This window comes from Herbiconiux sp. FW305-C-125, from assembly GCF_058783455.1.
The window spans coordinates 136,569-154,281 of the sequence record NZ_JBYSYO010000011.1; the positions used below are offsets into that span (position 1 = coordinate 136,569).

19 protein-coding genes are annotated in these 17,713 nt (G+C 70.6%); 4 read left to right on the forward strand and 15 right to left on the reverse strand.

Going from position 1 to position 17,713, the window contains the following annotated elements:
- Positions 1-106 precede the first annotated feature (106 nt).
- The 5 genes from AC3WLB_RS20750 to AC3WLB_RS20770 all read right to left on the reverse strand — a co-directional run bounded on the left by AC3WLB_RS20750 (position 107) and on the right by AC3WLB_RS20770 (position 5,307).
- The gene (locus AC3WLB_RS20750) at positions 107-811 is read right to left on the reverse strand and encodes a class II aldolase/adducin family protein (RefSeq protein WP_492509281.1); all 705 of its coding nucleotides are present in this window, start codon (positions 809-811) and stop codon (positions 107-109) included.
- Complete coding sequence (locus tag AC3WLB_RS20755) at positions 808-1,563, reverse strand: SDR family NAD(P)-dependent oxidoreductase (RefSeq protein WP_492509283.1); 756 nt, start codon at positions 1,561-1,563, stop codon at positions 808-810. Before AC3WLB_RS20755 ends, AC3WLB_RS20750 begins: the two co-directional genes overlap by 4 nt.
- A 43-nt stretch (positions 1,564-1,606) precedes the next feature.
- Positions 1,607-3,088 carry an aldehyde dehydrogenase family protein gene (locus AC3WLB_RS20760; protein WP_492509285.1) on the reverse strand — a complete coding sequence of 494 codons (1,482 nt, stop codon included), beginning with the start codon at positions 3,086-3,088 and terminating at the stop codon, positions 1,607-1,609.
- Positions 3,085-4,308, reverse strand: coding sequence for an FAD-dependent monooxygenase (locus tag AC3WLB_RS20765; protein ID WP_492509287.1), 1,224 nt, complete (start codon positions 4,306-4,308; stop codon positions 3,085-3,087). The genes AC3WLB_RS20760 and AC3WLB_RS20765 overlap by 4 nt, the downstream gene beginning before the upstream one ends.
- Before the next feature lie 114 nt (positions 4,309-4,422).
- Positions 4,423-5,307, reverse strand: coding sequence for an alpha/beta hydrolase fold domain-containing protein (locus tag AC3WLB_RS20770; RefSeq protein WP_492509289.1), 885 nt, complete (start codon positions 5,305-5,307; stop codon positions 4,423-4,425).
- Positions 5,308-5,440: 133 nt separating this feature from the next.
- Here AC3WLB_RS20770 and AC3WLB_RS20775 point away from each other — a divergent pair, with 133 nt between their 5' ends.
- Complete coding sequence (locus tag AC3WLB_RS20775; RefSeq protein ID WP_492509291.1) at positions 5,441-6,097, forward strand: MBL fold metallo-hydrolase; 657 nt, start codon at positions 5,441-5,443, stop codon at positions 6,095-6,097.
- Positions 6,098-6,115: 18 nt separating this feature from the next.
- Here the strand turns inward: AC3WLB_RS20775 and AC3WLB_RS20780 are convergent, their stop codons facing one another.
- From AC3WLB_RS20780 to AC3WLB_RS20790, 3 genes are all read right to left on the reverse strand, one after another.
- Positions 6,116-7,828: a thiamine pyrophosphate-binding protein gene (locus tag AC3WLB_RS20780; RefSeq protein WP_492509293.1), complete on the reverse strand. Its 1,713-nt coding sequence runs from the start codon at positions 7,826-7,828 to the stop codon at positions 6,116-6,118.
- Between the two features lie 91 nt (positions 7,829-7,919).
- Positions 7,920-8,735, reverse strand: a complete 816-nt coding sequence (locus AC3WLB_RS20785) for an IclR family transcriptional regulator (RefSeq protein ID WP_492509295.1) — start codon at positions 8,733-8,735, stop codon at positions 7,920-7,922.
- Between the two features lie 82 nt (positions 8,736-8,817).
- The gene (locus AC3WLB_RS20790; protein WP_492509297.1) at positions 8,818-9,471 is read right to left on the reverse strand and encodes an SDR family NAD(P)-dependent oxidoreductase; all 654 of its coding nucleotides are present in this window, start codon (positions 9,469-9,471) and stop codon (positions 8,818-8,820) included.
- A gap of 84 nt (positions 9,472-9,555) precedes the next feature.
- On the opposite strand from AC3WLB_RS20790, the gene AC3WLB_RS20795 reads away from it, so the two are divergent.
- Together AC3WLB_RS20795 and AC3WLB_RS20800 are read left to right on the forward strand one after the other, a co-directional pair.
- Positions 9,556-10,626 carry an acyltransferase family protein gene (locus AC3WLB_RS20795; RefSeq protein WP_492509299.1) on the forward strand — a complete coding sequence of 357 codons (1,071 nt, stop codon included), beginning with the start codon at positions 9,556-9,558 and terminating at the stop codon, positions 10,624-10,626.
- A gap of 110 nt (positions 10,627-10,736) precedes the next feature.
- Positions 10,737-11,390 carry a hypothetical protein gene (locus AC3WLB_RS20800; protein ID WP_492509301.1) on the forward strand — a complete coding sequence of 218 codons (654 nt, stop codon included), beginning with the start codon at positions 10,737-10,739 and terminating at the stop codon, positions 11,388-11,390.
- Between the two features lie 19 nt (positions 11,391-11,409).
- Here AC3WLB_RS20800 and AC3WLB_RS20805 read toward each other — a convergent pair whose 3' ends face one another.
- The 3 genes from AC3WLB_RS20805 to AC3WLB_RS20815 all read right to left on the reverse strand — a co-directional run bounded on the left by AC3WLB_RS20805 (position 11,410) and on the right by AC3WLB_RS20815 (position 13,157).
- Entirely contained in the window at positions 11,410-12,090 is a 681-nt protein-coding gene (locus AC3WLB_RS20805) for a hypothetical protein (protein WP_492509303.1), read from the reverse strand.
- Positions 12,091-12,302: 212 nt separating this feature from the next.
- The gene (locus AC3WLB_RS20810) at positions 12,303-12,506 is read right to left on the reverse strand and encodes a hypothetical protein (protein WP_492509305.1); all 204 of its coding nucleotides are present in this window, start codon (positions 12,504-12,506) and stop codon (positions 12,303-12,305) included.
- A 3-nt stretch (positions 12,507-12,509) separates the two neighbouring features.
- A complete protein-coding gene (locus AC3WLB_RS20815) occupies positions 12,510-13,157 on the reverse strand; it encodes an ArsR/SmtB family transcription factor (protein WP_492509307.1) in 648 nt (215 codons plus the stop codon).
- Positions 13,158-13,234: 77 nt separating this feature from the next.
- On the opposite strand from AC3WLB_RS20815, the gene AC3WLB_RS20820 reads away from it, so the two are divergent.
- Positions 13,235-14,041: a GNAT family N-acetyltransferase gene (locus tag AC3WLB_RS20820; RefSeq protein ID WP_492509309.1), complete on the forward strand. Its 807-nt coding sequence runs from the start codon at positions 13,235-13,237 to the stop codon at positions 14,039-14,041.
- A 9-nt stretch (positions 14,042-14,050) separates the two neighbouring features.
- Here the strand turns inward: AC3WLB_RS20820 and AC3WLB_RS20825 are convergent, their stop codons facing one another.
- The 4 genes from AC3WLB_RS20825 to AC3WLB_RS20840 are packed head-to-tail and all read right to left on the reverse strand — an operon-like array spanning position 14,051 to position 17,548.
- Positions 14,051-15,121, reverse strand: a complete 1,071-nt coding sequence (locus AC3WLB_RS20825; RefSeq protein ID WP_492509311.1) for an NAD(P)H-dependent flavin oxidoreductase — start codon at positions 15,119-15,121, stop codon at positions 14,051-14,053.
- Entirely contained in the window at positions 15,118-15,930 is an 813-nt protein-coding gene (locus AC3WLB_RS20830) for a CoA-transferase subunit beta (RefSeq protein WP_492509313.1), read from the reverse strand. Before AC3WLB_RS20830 ends, AC3WLB_RS20825 begins: the two co-directional genes overlap by 4 nt.
- Complete coding sequence (locus tag AC3WLB_RS20835; RefSeq protein ID WP_492509315.1) at positions 15,927-16,793, reverse strand: CoA transferase subunit A; 867 nt, start codon at positions 16,791-16,793, stop codon at positions 15,927-15,929. The genes AC3WLB_RS20830 and AC3WLB_RS20835 overlap by 4 nt, the downstream gene beginning before the upstream one ends.
- Positions 16,790-17,548, reverse strand: coding sequence for an enoyl-CoA hydratase family protein (locus AC3WLB_RS20840; RefSeq protein WP_492509317.1), 759 nt, complete (start codon positions 17,546-17,548; stop codon positions 16,790-16,792). Before AC3WLB_RS20840 ends, AC3WLB_RS20835 begins: the two co-directional genes overlap by 4 nt.
- Positions 17,549-17,713: the final 165 nt, after the last annotated feature.

Below are 17,713 nucleotides of genomic sequence, written 5' to 3' on the forward strand. Positions count from 1 at the left end.
TGCGTAGACAGGCGTCCGGCGCCTGTACCGGGGTGATTCCGACCGTAGGGCCTCCGAGGGAGAGGCGACTCCGGTTTTCTGGCTGTCAGAACGGGGAAGGTGACGCTCAGCCCAGCCGGCGCACGAGGTAGTCCCACACGGCGCCGAGGGCCTTGGCGCTGTAGATGATCTCGCGCTTCGCGAGCGCCTCCTCGTCGTCCGACCACGAGGTCGCTCCGCCGAAGCCCATCGTCAGCAACTGCTGCTGGGCGGCGGTCTCGAGCAGCAGCGCCGAGACCGTCGCGGTCTGGAGGTCGGGTCCGACGGTGACGATGCCGTGGTTCACCAGGAACACCGCGTTCGAGGCGCCGAGCGACGCGGCGAGCGAGGCGCCGAGCTCTCGAGTGCGGATGAGGTTGCCCGTCTCGGTGAAGCGTGGCACCTGGGGCGGCACGAAGTGCGTCGCCGCGTGACTCACCGGCAGCAGGTCGACACCGGCGGCCGCGAGCGCGATGGCGTGCGGGGAGTGCGTGTGCACCACGCCGCCCACATCCGGCCGGGCCGCCATGATCTCGGTGTGGATGGGGAACTCGATGTGCCGTGGGCCGTCGGAGCCCTCGAGCACCTCACCCTCGGGCGACACCAGATGCACCCGATCGGCGCTGACCTCGGCGAGCCCGATCCCGCTCTCCTTGATCCAGACGCCGCGGCCGTCGGGGTCACGCGCGGAGCCGTGCCCCCAGATGAAGTCGCCCTGGTCCGCGCCGCCCAGGATGCGCGAGGAGAGCGAGACGATCTCGCGGATCTCCGCACTCGGTCGGTTGGCGGTCACCGGTGCACCAGCCCGCCGTTGACCGAGATGGTCTGGCCGGAGATGTACCCGCTGTCGTCGGAGAGGAGGAACGCGGCCAGGCTCGTCATGTCGTCGGGCCCGGCCGTGCGCGGCACGGCCTGGCGCGCGAGCATCGCTTCGCGCTGCGCCTCGGTCACGGTCTCCCGAGAGACCTCGGTGTAGACCGGGCCGGGCGAGAGCGTGTTGACGCGCACGCCGAACCCGCCGAGCTCCTTCGACATCGAGAAGGTCATGGCCGTCACCGCGCCCTTCGACGCGATGTAATGCAGGTACTCCGTTCTGCCCAGCAGAACGGCATCCGACCCGATGTTCACGATGCTCGCCCGCCCGGAGGCCTTGAACGCCTCCAGCAGCGCCGAGGTCACGAGCCACGGGCCCTTGATGTTCACGGCCATGATCGCGTCCCACTCCTTCTCCGGGATCTCCCAGAACGGATGCATGGCGATGGTCGAGAAGATCGCGGCGTTGTTGATGAGGCCGTCGACCCGCCCGAAGCGGTTCATCGCGGCCTCCGCGAGCTCGGCGCAGGAGGCGGCCGAGGAGACGTCGATCGCGAACGGCATGACCTGCTCGCCCAGTTCAGCGGCGAGCGCTTCGACGCCCTCCGCGTTGCGGTCGGCCGCGATCACCGTCGAGCCCTCCTGCACGAGCCGGCGTACGTAGGCCGCTCCGATGCCCTGCGCACCGCCGGTGACGACGATGACCTTGGTGTCCAGTCCCTGATATGTCATGACTTCTCTTTCGTGTCGTGCGGATGCGCGGCTGAGGCCGGCATCAGTAAGCGATGTTGATCGACTTGAGCGCGGTGTAGCTGAGCAGTTCTTCCATGCTCTCCTCGCGGCCCATGCCGGATGCCTTCACGCCGCCGTAGGGAACGTTCGGGAAGTGCTTCGAGGAGTCGTTGACCCAGACGAACCCGGCCTCGATCTCGTGCCCGAGGCGGAGCGCGCGGGAGACGTCCTTCGTCCAGACGCTCGCGGTGAGGCCGTAGTCGGAGTCGTTCGCGATCTCGAGCGCCTCCGCCTCGTCGTCGAACGGGATGACGGAGAGTACCGGGCCGAAGATCTCCTCACGCGCCACGGTCATCGACCGGTCGATGCCCGTGAGCACCGTCGGCGCGATGAAGAGGCCGCGCTCGAACTCCGCACCCTCGGGCTTGCCGCCGCCGGTGACGACGGTCGCCCCCTCGGCGACCGCGGTGTCGAGGTAGCCCATCACCTTGCGGAACTGGGCCTCGTTGATCATGGTGCCCTGCCGCGAGTCGGGGTGGAGGGGATCGCCGACCCGGTGGCTCGCCAGCCTCTCCGCGATCTTCGCCACGAGCGCGTCGTGCACCGAGCGCTGCACGAGCAGCCGCGAGTTGGAGCCGCAGCTCTGGCCCGACCAGGTGAAGTTCATCCCCGCGATCGCCCCCTGCGCCGCGGCGTCGAGGTCGGCGTCGTCGAACACGACCATGGCGTTCTTGCCGCCGAGCTCGAGCGACACCTCCTTGATGCCCGACTCCGCGGCGGCCCGCTGGATGGCCATGCCCGTACGCTCCGAGCCGATGAACCCGATGCGGCGCACCTTCGGGTGCCGCACCAGACGGTCCGGGACCGCCGGGCCGTCGCCGACCACCACCTGCAGCACGCCGGGCGGGAAGACCTCCTGCAGCAGCTCGCCGAGGCGCAGCGCCGAGAGCGGGGCGACCTCCGGCGGCTTCAGGATGGTGGGGTTGCCGGCGATGAGCGGCGCGAAGACCTTGCCGGCGAACATGAGCGGATGGTTGAACGGCACGATCCGCACCACCACCCCGACCGGCTCCCGCACGGTGAGGTGCAGGCCGGCGCTCGCCGGAACGGTCGTGCCCTTCATCTCGAGGGCGATCCCGGAGAACAGCCGGGCGTGCGAGAGGGTGAGCTGCACGTCCATCCGCGAGTTGATGAGCGGGGAGCCGGCGTCGATCGAGTCGAGGTAGGCGAGTTCCTCGCCGTGCTCCTCGATGAGAGCGGCGGCGCGCGCCACCAGCGCGGCGCGCTGCGGCACGGGGGTGAGGCGCCATTCGCGGCGGGCCACCCAGGCCGCCTCCACTGCATCGTCGACGTCGCTCGGCCCGGCATCCGGAACCCGGGCGATCACCTCGCGCGTGAACGGGCTCACCCGATCGTAGGTGCGGCCCTCGGCGGCGGGGCGCAGGGCGCCGCCGATGAGCAGACGCCAGTCGCGGTCGCGCACCGCGTCGTGGCCGGTTCCGGGGCGAATGGAGAGATCGGTCATCGTGCAGCCTCCTGTTCGCGCGGCGCCTCCGCGTCGAGGGCTCGAGCGCCGAAGTCGTCGTCTCGGGAACGACCGTACAGCCAGTCGAGGTAGCGGTAGTCGGTGAGGTCGCGCTGCGTGAGCAGTTCGTTGCGCAGCACCCTGGCCACGCCCTCGACGTGCCAGATGTCGCCCCATACCCGGGCGGTGCGCTGCACCCGTGCGGTGCGGGGCTGCCGCACCGCGGCGAGCGCCTCGAACGTCGTGGCCCAGTCGCCGGGTGTGCGGGCAGCGAACACGTCGAGCGCGTCGGCGTCTTCGAGGGCCTGGCAGGCGCCCTGGGCGAGATACTGCAGCATCGGATGCGCGGAGTCGCCGATCAGGCTCACCCGCCCTGCCCCCCAGTTGCTCGTCGGCTCCCGGTCGTACATCGGCCAGCGGCGGTCCCGCCAGAGGTGCTGCACCGCATCCTGGACCTCGGGCGAGCACGCGGCATAGGCCGTGTCGAGTTCGTCGACCCCACCCCACTCCGCCTCGCCCCGCCCGAAGGCCGGGGAGCGGAACACGGCCACCATGTTGAGCATCTCGCCACGGCGGATCGGGTACTGCACGAAATGACAGTGCGGACCGAGCCAGGCCACAACGTCGGCGCCGTGGCCACCCGTCTCCGGCAGCGTGCCGCGGTAGGCGACGTAGCCGGATGCGACCGGTGCGTCGCCGACGATCGCGTCGCGCGTGAGCGAGGCCAGGCCGTCGGCAGCCAGCACGGCGTCGGAGCGGTGCTGTGTTCCGTTCGCGAGCTGCACGACCACCTCCTCGCCGAGGTCGTCGATGCTCTCCACGTGGCTGTCGACGAGCAGTCGCACGCCTTCGCGCTCGGCCGCCTCGAGCAGGATGGCATGCAGATCGCTGCGGTGGATCACCACGTACGGAGCGCCGTAGCGCGCCACGAACTCGTCGCCGAGGCTCTGCTTCGTGAGCACCTCGCCCGAGATCGCGTCCTTCAGCACGAGGTTCTCGGGGCGGAAGCCGCGCGCGATGACCTCGTCGAGCAGCCCCCAGTCGCGCAGGATGCGGGTGGCGTTGGGCCCGAGCTGGATGCCGGCGCCGACCTCGCCGAACGCGGGCGCGTGCTCGAAGAGGGTCACCTCAGCACCCTGCCGACGCAGCACAAGCGCCGACGCGAGCCCGCCCATCCCCCCTCCGACGATCGTCACGTGCTGGTCTCGAAGCGCTGTCATGTCGGTGTGTCCTTCACTCGCCGATGAGTATGTCCTCAGCCATCGTGCAAGGGGAAGAATTTGCCTTCAACAGTATTCTGTTTTGAAGAAAACGCCGTCGCCGTCGGCTCGCCCTCACGTGCTGACGCAGCCCCGGACGAACTGCCCGATCTGCTCGATGGCCGCACGGCCCTCGGCCAGCAGGGCGGCGAAGGTCGGGAACACGTGCACCATGCCCGCCCAGCAGTCGAGCCGGACGTCGACTCCCGCCCGGGCGAGGGCCGCCGCGAGCCGCAGCGAGTCGTCGAGCAGGATCTCCCTCGTACCCACCTGGATGAGGGTGGGCGGGAAGTGGCCGAGCGCCGCCCCGAGCACGTCGGCCGTCTCGGCCGGAAGGCCTGCCAGGTAGTCGCGGGCGCAGCGCGCCAGTCCTTCCGGGGTGAGCGACGGATCCTCCGCCGCTTTCCCCGTCATCGAGTCACCGGTGAGCGCGAGGTCGACGAAGGGGGAGATGACGGCGAGGGCATTCGGCAGCGTTCCCGCGGCCGACGATGAGCGGTCGACGAGGAACTGCAGCGCCAGCCCAGCCCCCGCGGAGGCCGCCACGAGCGCGATCCGCCGCGGGTCTTCTCCCTCCGCGACCAGCGCGTCGTACACCGCGCCGAGTTCGTCGCGAGCGACGGGGAACGGATGCTCCGGGGCCAGGGAGTAGTCGACCGACACCACGCGACGGCGGCAGGCGGCGGCGATGCGGGCGGCGAGCGGACGGGAGGCTTCGGCCGACCCGGCGATGAAACCTCCGGCATGCACGAAGATCACGACCCCCGGCTCGTCGCCGTCGGCGGAGAGTTCCTCGACCGACACCCCGCCGGCGTTCCGCACACGGAGTCGTTGCGACGGCGCGAGTGGTTGGGCGCCGATGAGCCCCGAGAAGCGAGCCCGCACTGCCACGAGGTCCCCGGCGAGATCGACGGGGTCGGAGCGGAGCAGTTCGACGACCCGATCGGACTCCGTCACCATGCGCGCCTCCTCGTCACCCAGCACAGCCTACGGGCGGGGCCGGCAGAGGGAATCCTTTTCTCGCTGCCAGAAGACTCTCGCGGCGGCGCCGTCGCGCGACCACCCTTGGAACGGACCAGCGAAGGAGCCAGGAGTGAAGATCACACGGTACGGGCACGCGACCCTCCTCGTCGAGGAGGCCGGCACGGGCATCCTGATCGATCCAGGCAGTTTCACGCTGGCGGAGGCGTTCGAGCTCACGGGGCTGGCGGCCGTGTTCACCACGCACGAGCATCCGGACCACTTCCAGCCCGAGCGTCTCGCCGGGCTCGCCGCGGCCAACCCCTCCGCGACCCTCTACGGCGCCCCACCCGTTGTCGACGCGATCACCGCGGCGGGACTCGAGGCCGTGGAGTTGCACGAGGGCACGCCGGTCACGGTGGGCCCGTTCGCGGTGCAGCCGGTCGGTGCGATGCACCAGGAGGTGCATCCACGGATGCCGCGCATCGAGAACGTCGGCCTGCTGATCTCCGCGGGTGCCGGGCCGCGGCTGTTCCACCCCGGCGACAGCTACGAGTCGGTGCCGGAGGGGGTCGACATCCTCGCCGTTCCAATCTCCTCCCCGTGGGGGCGGCTGGGCGAGACGGTCGACTTCGTGACGGCGGTCGCGCCGGGAACGATGTTCCCCATCCATGACGCGCTGCTGAGCCCTGCCGGCCGGGGGCTGTTCTGGTCGTGGGTGCCGATGCTGGTCGGCGACGGGGTGGCGGCGCTCGATCCGGCTCCGCTCGAGACGCTCGAGTTCTCCTGACCCCCCACTGCCGCGTGATCAGTTCGACTGGGTGAACACCCGCGAGAATTCGTCCGCGTCTTCGGGAGAGTTCATCACCTCGATGAGCGTCGGAGCGTCGCCGGCGAACGCCTCCTCGAGCGCGTGCCGCAGTTCGGCGGGGGTCGATGCGCGAACACCGGCGAGTCCGAGACTCAGCGCGAAGGCGGCGTGGTCGATGGTGGGCTCGGTGAACAGCCAGCCGAACTCCTTCTCGGCGTTCGCGAGCGGACTGCCGCCCACTCGGGCGAGGGCGCCGATGTCGCGCCAGCCTCCGTTGTTCAGCACGACGAACACCACCGGCAGGTGCAGCTGGGCGGCAGCGAAGATCGCGGTGGAGGTGAACATGAAGCCGCCGTCGCCGAGCACCGCGACGACGCGCGCATCCGGCCGGGCGAGCTGGATGCCGATAGCGGCTGGCCCGCCCCAGCCTTGCGCGCTGGCTTTGCTGGAGATGCCGAAGAAGGTGTCGGGATCGTCGATCGGCAGCAGGTCCTCGAAGAAGGGCTCGCCCGACGCGCAATGGTTGACGAGGATCGCGCCCTCGGGCATCGCCTCAGCGATCTCGGTGACGATGCGCCCGATCGCGAGCGGCGACTCGTCGAATCGGATGGCGCGGATCTCCTCGTTGCGCGCGGCCAGTGCATCGTGGCGCGCCCGTGCCGACGCCAGCCCGGAATGGCGCCGCGCATCCGGGATCGGATCGGCCGCGAGCGCAGCGGTCACGGCGGTGAGGGTCGGCTCCGGCAGCCCGAGTACCGCGAGATCGGGGCGCAGCTGGCGGGTGAGCAGCAGGGGGTCGGCGCTCACGACCACGACGGTGGCGGCGCCGAAGTCGACGGGCGCGGTCAGACCCGATTCGGTGAGTTCGACCCCGAGCAGCAGCACGAGGTCGCTCTCGGCGACCAGCGAGCGGTTCGCGCCGAGCTTGCCGACGAATTGCGGATGCGTCGTCGGGAAGCCGGGGTCCGAGATCTTGTCCTCGCTCAGCACCGCTCCGCCGAGGGTCTCGGCCAGGGCGACCGCCGCGGCCACGCCGCCATAGCGTGCGAGCTCGCTGCCCGCCACGATCAGCGGCCGCTCGCTCTTCCGGAGCGCATCCGCGAGTCGCGACACGGCGCCGGGCGCCGCGCCGAAGCCGGAGAGCACGTCGACGGGAGCGATTCCTGCGGTCGTGTCCGCGGCCTGCTCGAGCCAGACATCCATCGGGAAGGCGAGGTGCACTGGGCCGAAGGGTGGCGTGTTCGCGATCTGGAAGGCACGCTCGACGAACTCGGGGATGCGGTCGGCGCTCGGCACCTCGGCGCTCCACTTCGTGAACTGGCCGCTCATCTCGGTGACGGCGCGGGGCACCGCAGCGTACTGGTCGCGGCCCTCGAGACGGCGGCTGGAGGTGGTGCTCGTGAACACCAGAGGCACGCCGTCGGCCCACGCGGTGGTGACGGCCATCATGCCGAGCGCGGTGCCGGAGGCGTGGTAGACGTTGACGAAGGCCGCCGAGCGATTCGCCCGGGCGTAACCCGTGGCGATGAGGCCGAGGTTCGTCTCGTTGAGGGCGGAGACGTACCGCACCTCGTCGCGGTGGCGGTAGAAGGCCTCGGCGAGCGGGAAGAGCCCGAGGCCCACGATGTTGAACGCGTCTTCGACCCCCAGGCGCACCAGGGTGCGCACGAGCAGTTCTGCACCGTTGACCGACTCCGTCGTCTCGTTCATTCCTGCAGCTCCGCTTCGTCGAGGTTCGCCGCCACGCTAGTGCGGCCGGTTCGAGGATGCGCAGATGATTCTGCTGTTCAGAATGCCGGCGTCAGCTCTTCTCGAGGGCTCCGGGCCGGTCGAGAGTCGTGCCCCGGAGCGCCTCGGTCATCTCGTCGCGCGCCGCGAACATCAGCTCCAGCCGGTCGGGCGCGAGCAGCTGGTCGAGCCGGCCGACCGGTGCGGCGACCGAGAAGGAGGCGATCGGCGCGCCCGCCGGGGTGAGCACGGGGATGCCGATCGCGCCGACGCCGGTCTCGGTCTCCTCGCGGTTCAGGGCGTATCCGTGACGCCGGATCGCCGCCATCTCGGACAGGAGCTTGGCGAACTCCTCGTCGTCGAGGGCATCGCCGCCGAGCTCGGCGCTCTTGCCGCGGTACAGCCGTTCGAGCTGGGCCACGGGCTCGAACGCGAGCAGCACTTTGCCTCCGGATGCCGAGCGAGCGGGCAGCACCGAGCCGGTGCGGTCGCCCACCCGGAGCAGCGTGCTCGACTCGATGGAGGTGAGGAAGCGGGCGCTCACCCCGACGCGCACGATCAGGTTGACGGTCTCGGCGAGCCGCGAGCTCAGGATCTCGAGAGCGGGCTCGACGGCCACCCGGAGCGTCCTCGTCCAGGACGATCCGATGGCGCTGGCCCCGAGCGCGGGCCCCGCCGAGTAGTGCCGGGAGTCGTCGCGGATGGCGAAGCCGCGGTAGATCAGCATGGCCATCAGCCGGTGCGCCGTCGACGGCGCCACACCGAGCGCGGTCGCGACGTCGGTGATGCGCACCTCACCCTCGTCCCGCATCATCTGCAGGATGCGCAGCGCGTTGTCGACCGACTCGATCGGGTACGGCGGCTTCTGCTGGATCGGATCTTTCTTCACAGTGGAACAGTATCCGCCAGCCTCCCGCGGCCACAACCGTCCTCGGCGTCCGGCGGGCCGTATCCGCCGCCCTGCCGTCGAGTCAGGCGCTCTCGGGGTCGGGCCCGAGTGCTGAGCGCCCGCCGTCGACGGGGAGCACCGCACCGGTGATGAACCCTGACTCGGGCGACAGCAGGAACGCCACGGCATGGGCGACGTCGAGCGGTTGCCCGATGTGACCGATGGGGTGCAGCGCCGCCATCTGCTCGTCGGCAAGCGGATGCTCGCGCCGGTACTCCTCGTAGCGCTCGGTCGTGATCGAGCCGAGCGCCACGGCGTTCACCCGGATGCCCTGCGGACCGTGGTCGACGGCGGCGGCGCGGGTGAGTCCCTCGATGGCGGCCTTCGCGGTGGCGTACGGCAGCGCTCCGCGCACCGGCCGCTGCGCCTGGTGCGACGACACGTTCACTATCGAGCCCCCGCGGGCGTGGGCGAGGAAGTGCTGCACGGCGACCTGGCAGCCAGTGAGCGCGAGGTCGAGGTTGAGGGCGATCAGGCCGCCGATCTCGCCGGGCGCGGCGGTGGCCAGGCCGGCGTCGCGGAAAACGGCCGCGTTGTTGACCCACCCGGCGAGAGGTGCGAGGCTCTCCGCGAGCTCGGCGGCGGCCCGAGCGGCGGCGTCGTCGCCGGCGCTCGCCTCGAGGTGGTGCACCCCGGCGCGGGTGTCGCGCGGCGTCGCTCGTCGCCACACGGCCATTCGCTCACCCACGCTGGCAGAGATGAGCAATCCTCCGCTAAAGTGAAGTAATGTCAAATTTTGCGCCCGACGAGACTGCGCTCTTTGGATGGGCTGCGCGGGCTAGCGGCCGTCATCGTGGTGATCGGGCATGCACGGCTGGTTCTGCTGAGTGATCCAGTCATGACGAGCCCCGCGCTCGGTTGGGCAGCCGAGGTGCTCGGGACGATGGGTGGTCGCGCGGTCTGGTTGTTCTTCGTTCTCTCCGGAGTGGTACTCGCCCGATTTGCAGCATCGGGATCGAGCTTCGACTACGGGCCCTACTTGCTGTCACGGCTCGCTCGACTGTATGTGCCCGTCGCCGCAGCGGTTCTGTTCGCGACGGCCACAGTCTGGATTGTGCCTCGCGGTACCAGTGGGTACGGCCCTTGGATTGATTCGCACCCGTCGAGCCTCACAGTTTCGGGGGTGGTGGCAGATCTGACACTGGTGGGCGGCACGAGTGGCACGCTGTCACCGCTCTGGAGTCTGCAATGGGAGGTGCTGTTCTCCGTCTTCCTCATCCTGTATGTGGCATCACTTCGGCGCGTCCCGGCCTGGGTCGGGGTATGCGGCGGTATGTCCTTGTCGGCGATCGGCGCGAGCGTCGGCTCGAACGTGCTGCTCTACATGCCGATGTTCGCGATCGGTGTGAGCCTCGGACTCGCGTGGGACGAGATCGCAGTCACAATCGCCCGGTGGCGCTCGCTCCTCCCCCGCCCGGTCGTCGCAGTGACCGTGATCGTGCTTCTGACGGCCGCCGCCGCACAGCCTGAGCTCACCAGCCACTTTCAGTTCAGTCCGCTTCCGGAGGCGGTGTCCGATGGCTTGGATGCGGCGGCTTCCCTGGCTGCCGTCACGACCGTGACGATTCTCGTCGGGCTGGATCCTGCTCTGAACCGCATCTTCCGGGTCAGGCCGATGCAGTGGCTCGGCGTGATCTCGTTCAGCCTCTACCTGGTACACGAACCCATCCTCATCGGCGTCGTCCGGCTGACCGGAGCGTCAGTCGTCACCGTTGCACTCGCCACGGTGCTCTGCTTCTTGGCCGCCGCAGGGTTCTCACGCCTGGTCGAGCGACCCGCGCACCGCTATTCTCAGTCACTCCGGCGCGCCGCGGCCGTCTCTCTCGAGTAGCACCTCGGTCGCATCGGCGCCACCGCTCGCGGCCGAGACAAGGCGCCAACTGGGAGTGCGCTGATCGTCGACACGTGTACGGTTGGCCACGTCGGACGAGGGGTGGGCGAATGGGACTGCAGAGAACCTGGATGGCGGCTGCGGTGGCAGCGCTGACGCTGGCGGTGACCGGATGTGTCGGCGGAGGGCCCAGCGCGAGCCCCACCACGACGAGCCCGTCGCCCTCGGCCGTGGCCGGACCTGCCACGATGCCGTCCTCGACCGTCCCGCCGGCCACGCCGTCCGCATCGCCGAGCGCCCCGGCGACCGGTGACGCCTCGGCGCCCGACCCCGCGCATCCGGGGGGCTGGGTCATCGACTTCACCGGCATCGGGCCGATGACGCTCGGCACCCCGATCGCCGACCTCGAGAAGACGTTGCCGGAGTTCACCTCGTGCCGGCCCGGCGTCGACATCTTCTTCGGCGGCAGTCTCCCCGTGTCGGCCGACCCCGACTTCGAGATCGCCCTCGTGGTACTGGCGCACGAGCTCGACCACGGCGAGACGCCGCGCACGGCCCAGGGGATCACCATCGGCTCCACCCTCGACGAGTTGGAGGCCGCGTATCCCGACCTGGTCGCGACACCGAAGTCGTTCAACGACCAGATCGACTACAGCATCACCGACGGGCAGACCTGGATCCACTTCGACACCTACGGCAAGGACACCGTGCAGTCGATCTATGTCTGGAACAACGCGGGCCCGCTGAAGGAGTACTGCGGCTGAGTCGCCGCCGGCTCATCGCTCAGCCCGCTGCATTCCGTGCCGTGCGGATGCCGTTCAGGGCGGCGACCGTGTCGCGGGCTTCGTGGTAGTCGCCGGTGGTGCCGACGGGCGGAGACATCGGGACGAGCGGGATGCGCAACGGCGGCTGCGACTGATCGAAGACGACGATCACCGCAGTCTGCGCCGTCGACGCCCCGATGAAGTCGGCCGGTTTCGGCGGGAGCAGTGCGGTGACAGCGGCCCAGTCGAGCAGAGCGACCAGCCGCGGTGTCGAGCGGACGCCACCCCAGATCCACAGCCCGCGGGAGTCGGCGGCGAGCGTCACGCCGAACCGGGACACCCGCGCCGCGGCGGCGGCGTCATCGATCGGATGCGCGCGAATCCACTCCCGGAAGGCGCTGCTCATGTCGGCATCGAGCACCAGCGCGCCCGGCATCCGTCGCCGCACCTCCAGAGCGCGGCGTGCCGCGGGGATGCGGAGCGTGCCGCAATAGAACAGCACGGTGAAAAGGAGGAATGCCGCTGCGAAGACCAGCCCGCCCGCGACGAGACCGGCCGTCGAACCGGCGACCGTGTCGCCGCCGAACACCCAACGCGCCGCCAGCCCGACGAGCACCGCCAGCACGCCGCCGCCGAGCACCACCGCCCGCTGCGCGGAGTTGCTGTTGCCCGAGTTCACCACCTGCCCGCGGCGCCCCACTCAACCACGGACTTCGGAGTGGATGAATCGGCTGGCCCGCCGTGGCGAAATCCCGAGAAGGCTACTGGTGTCTTTCTGCGACACGCCTTGCTCGTGCAGGAGCACGACGGCTTCGCGACGGAGATGCACCGCTTCGGGCACTGCCATGTGACCATCGTCATCCTCTTTCACCTCCAGCTTTCGGGAACGTCCGGCAACTCTATGACCCATCCTCAGCGGATGCGCATGAGGGTGGCGTCGAGGCGGGCGCGGGTGGCGGCCGCTTCGAGTCGGGCCTGCTGCAGGGCGCGCGGATCGACGTGCGTCGCGGGGAGCGCGCGACGGACGGCGCGGGCTCGGCCCCAGCGCTGCAGCGCCGCGCCGAGGCGGACGGCGAGCAGATCGAGGCCGCTCGGAGTGGCGTCGAGGGCGGTCATGGTTCACTCCTTCGGTTCAGTGTTGGCTGGGGCGGCGGGAGGGGTTTCGGGGGCGTCGAGCACGGGGAAGGCCGCCACCTGGATCTGCACCGGCCGCGAACCCGGAACGGGGTCGGCGACCTGCGAGCGGTAGCGGTTGATGAACTCGTCGGTCACCCGCTCGAGCTCCCGCGTGAGTTCGGCGAGTTGCGCGCTCGTCACGCGCGTGTTGGATGTGTTCATGCCCGACGCCCTCAGCCATTCGGGCGACAGCTCGTGGTCACCGCGCCGCACGAAGTCGCCGAGGAGCGCCTCTCGGCTGCGATACCACTCGTTCATCACGACGGCGTTGGCAGACCGGGCAGCTGCCGTGGGCGGCAGGTCGTCGACGGCGAGCGAGATACCGCCCGGCACCCGCTCCCACCAGCGCTCGCGAGCAGTGCCGCGGCCCTCGACCTCGCGGATGAAGTCGTGCTGCGCCAGCTGCCGCAAGTGATAGCTCGTGGCGCCCGACGACTCGCCGAGCCGCTCGGCCAGCCCGCTGGCGGTCTGTGGCCCGTAGGTCGACAGCACGTCGAGCAACCGCACCCGTAGCGGATGCGCGAGCGCCCGCAGCGACGTGAGGTCGAGCGACCGCACATCCGGTCGTGGCGTCTGGTCATCCGTGGTCATGATGCAAACATACCTTTGCAAAGCGTTCTTTGCAACTACCGGCGTAGAGTCGTGAGCATGCACCGGATGGCACCTCGATGACCGACCCCGCGCGCCTCCTCGAGGCCTACGACACCCAACTGCGCACCGACGCCGAGACACCGAGCGCGATCCACGTCACCCGCCTGGGCCCGCTGCGCCTGGTCACGTTCGCCGGCGGGCGGGGCTTCGTGACCTACCCACGACTCGATGGCCACGAGGGAGCGGATGCCCGCGATCTCGTCCCGGCGGCTCTGGAGCACTACCGTTCCGACCCCGCCATCCGCACCGTCGAATGGAAGACCCGCGGCCACGACACCACCCCTGGGCTCCACGACGCCCTGCTCACGCACGGATTCGAACCCGAAGAGACCGAGTCGATCATGATCGGGGAGGCACGGATGCTCGCCGTGGACGTCGCCCTGCCCCCCGGCGTCACGCTGCGGCGCATCACCGCGGAGGCCGACGTGCGCGCCATGAGCGCCATGCAGGACGAGGTGTTCGGCGACCCGGTTTCGGACGCCGCGGCCGACGCCGTGCTCAGCCGCCTCGCTCGAGCCGACGGCATGGAGCTCTGGGTCGCCGAGGCCGATGGCGAGATCGTGTCCGCGGGCCGCCTCGAGCCGGTGCCGGGCTCGGAGTTCGCGGGCATCTGGGGCGGTGCCACCCGGCCGGAGTGGCGAGGGCGGGGCATCTACCGAGAGGTCACCGCAGCCCGGGCCCGATCGGCGATCGCGATGGGGAAGCGGCTGATCCACAGCGACTCGACCGAGTTTTCGCGCCCCATCCTCGAGCGGTCGGGCCTCGTCGCGGTCTCGACCACCACCCCCTACCGCTGGCGCCGCCCGCCCGGCGAGCTCGGCTGAGTCGCACGCTCAGCGCAGCGTCGCCGCCGTCGCCGCGATGCGCTCCGCCGCCTCCGCCACGATGCGGTCGACCAGCTCCTCACAGCTCGGCAGGTCGTCGATGAGCCCGACCACCTGCCCCGCCGCGAGCATCCCGGCCCCCGTGTCGCCGTCGACGAGCCCCGCCTTCAGCAGCATCGGCGTGTTCGCCGCCACCATCATCTGCCCCCAGCTGCGCCCCGTCGCCTTCTTCATCGAGAGCGCATCGCGCGCCAGTGCCGGCCAGCTCAGGCCGCTCAGCTCCTTGTACCGCACCGAGCGGCGCAGTGTCGGCAGCAGCCGCCGCAGCGCCCCCTGGTGCTCGAGCTCCTCGACGTACTCGGTGCGCAGCAGCCGGTGCGGCATCCCGTCGGCCTTGGTCGTGACGACCGTGCCGTCGAGCCCGAAGCCGAGGTAGCGCTTCTTGATCGCGTCGGGCACCGCACTGTCGCTCGTGAGCAGGAACCGCGTGCCCATACCGATCCCGACCGCGCCGTAGGCGAGCGCCGCGGCCAGGCCCCGGCCGTCCTGAAACCCGCCGGCCGCGATCACCGGGATGTCGACCGCCGCCACCACCGACGGCAGCAGGATCGACGTGGGCACGCTGCCGGTGTGGCCGCCGCCCTCGCCGCCCTGCACCATCACGGCATCCGCCCCCCACTCCGCCACCTTCTCGGCGTGCCGCACCGCGCCGATCGAGGGCACCACGACGATCCCGTTGTCCTTCAGCGTGCGGATGAGCTCCCGCTTCGGCGCCAGTGCGAACGACGCCACCTTCACCCCGTGCCGGATGAGGAGGTCGACCCGCGCGGGCGCATCCGCCGCGTCGGAGCGCAGGTTCACCCCGAACGGCTTGTCGGTGCGCTCCTTGACCTCGAGGATGGCCCGCTCCAGCTCGTCGTAGGTCATCGTCGCCGAGGCCAGGATGCCGAGCGCCCCGGCTTCGGCGGTGGCGGAGACGAGGCGGGCGCCGGCCACCCAGCCCATGCCGGTCTGCACGATCGGATGATCGACCCCGGTCAGCTCGGTCAACGCGGTCGTGATGGTGGGCGGCGTGGTCATGCGGTGGGCACCTCTCGGTCGCGGAGTCGTCGGGGGTCGAGCACGGTGCGGATGAGCCGCAGCTCCTTGCGGTCGGGCAGCCGCGTGGTGTGAACGCGCCGGCCGAGGTGAAGTTCGAAGCCTGTGGCGGCCTGCACCTCGTCGACCGAGACGCCCGGATGCGTGCTGACGAGCGCCAGCGTGCCGTCCGGCCCACTGAAGTCGAGCACGGCGAGGTCGGTGACGACGCGGTGCAGCCGATGATGGCGGGCACCGCGCCCGGCGAGCCGCGCCCGATCGCTGCCGATCCCGGTCACCACGTCGACCCGTTCGACGAACACCCGCCGCGAGTGCCGGGGCACCCAGTAGCTCGTGGGGTGGTTCACGGTGTTGGTGGCAGCCGCCCGAGCCCCGAGCAACTGGCGGTGCGGATGCTCGCGGTCGCCGATGGCCGACAGGTTCTGGTTGCCGAAGCGGTCGAGCTGGGCGGCTCCCATCACGACGTGCCGTCGGCCCTGCGCGATGAGGTCGAACAGGCGGCTGTAGGGGAGGGCGGCCTCGGGCTCGCGGAACGGTTCGTCGATGGCGGGGGTGTCCGCGTAGAGCGTGGCCTCGCCGTCGCTCAGCAGAAGCCGGCGCGCATGGGTGAGCCGGGCGAGGCGCGCGCCGATCGTCGGCACGGTGCCCGCGGCGCTGGCGAGCGTCTCGCCCGCGCCCCGGAACAGATCGCTGCACGCGACCACCGCCACCTCGGCGCGTGTCGGCGCATCGCCGGCACCGGTGACCCCGGCGGCGCTCCCGCCAGCACGCGACTCCCGTGTCACAGTCATGCCGCGCTCCCGCGAAGGGCCCCGACGGCGCGGCGGTACTCCGCGTCGTCGACGTCGATGTACCGCTCGCGGAACTCCGCCCAGGCGGCCGGCGACGCCGCCGAGGCCGCGTAGGCGCGCTGGAACTCCTCGTCGCGCGGATACCCCGGCGCACAGCTGGTGAAGTGCGCGCCGCCGGGCGCCTCCACCACGCAGTCGACCATCGACCGGTTGACGACCACGCTCGACCAGCCCTCGCATCCGCTCGCCAGCTCTGCCGTGGGCAGCACCGCCTCGGCACTCAGGATGGTGCGGTCGGCGGCGAGCGCGAACAGGTCGTCGAAGTAGAGGTCGGGGCCGAGGCAGCGCGCCGAGCCGGAGCGGTCGGCGCGGTCGAGGTGAATGAGGGCGGCGTCCAAGCGCACGGCCGGCATGGCCACGAGCTCCTGCCCGTCGTCGTAGGGGCTGATCACGGTACGGATCTGCGGGTTGCGCAGCACCGCATCCGACCCGAGCCCGGAGCGGGTGACCTCGAACGGCAGGCGACGCCCGGCCGCGCGCAGCCCCGCCACGAGCATCCCTTCGTCGAGCTCGACCGAATCCACCGTGCCGGCCTGCCGACGGGCCGCGAAGTGCGGCTCGACCGCAATGGAGTCGAGCGTGACGAAGGCGTGCACCACACGGGCCGCCTGGCCCGTGGCGCAGAGGATGCCCACATCCGGCCCCCCGAAGCTCACGACGGTGAGGTCGTGCACCCCCGAGCGCACGAGCGCCCGCACCAGTGCCATGGGCTTGCGGCGCGACCCCCAGCCGCCGATGCCGACCGTCATCCCGCTCTCGATCAGGCCGATGGCGGAGTCGGCATCCGTGCGCTTGTCGTTCACGTCGCCAGGGCGCCGCCCGAGGCGACGAACTCGTCGCGGTGCTCGTCGGCGACCCCGGCCAGGTTGAGCTCGAACGTGAAGCCCTGCTCGAAGCGGTAGCTCTTCGGCACGTCGATCGGGTCGATGCCGTTGAGCGCTTCTTTGGCCGCACGCACGACCCGGGGGTCTTTCGCCGCGATCTCGGCCGCGAAGTCGAGCGCGGCCTCGTCGAGCCGGTCGCGCGGGACGACCTCGAACACGCTGCCGAACTCGGCCAGGCGCTGGGCCGTGATGGTGCGGCTCGTGAAGTAGAGGGCGCGCAGGAGGTGCTGCGGAACGAGCCGGGAGAGATGCGTCGCCGCACCCAGTGCGCCGCGGTCGACCTCGGGCACGCCGAAGTAGGCGTCGTCGGCCGCGATGATCACATCACTCGAGCCGGCCAGGCCCACGCCGCCGCCGAGGCAGAAGCCGTTGACGGCCGAGACGACCGGCACGCGGCACTCGTAGATGGCCTTGAACGCCTCGTAGCAGCCTCGGTTCGCCTCGAGCAGCGCCGAGAACCCCGGCGTGCGCTGCATCTCCTTGATGTCGACGCCCGCGTTGAAGCCCCGGCCCTCCGCGCGGAGCACCACCACGCGCGTCGCGTCGTCCTGCGCCGCCTCGCGCATGGCGTCGGCGACCGCGAACCAGCCGGCCACCGGCAGCGCGTTGACGGGCGGGTGGTCCATCGTGACGACACGGACGCCCTTGTCGTGCATCGTCGATTGAATTGTCATCCAAACACCTAACCTAACGTTTGCTTGTTACCCTAGCACTTGCTTGGTTTGGTGCATAATGTGTTCGACAGGGCTCGTCATCGACGCCCGACGCCTCGAAGGGGAGGACAACAATGACCGGAATCTGCGAGGGCCGCGTGGCCATCGTCACCGGAGCGGGGCGCG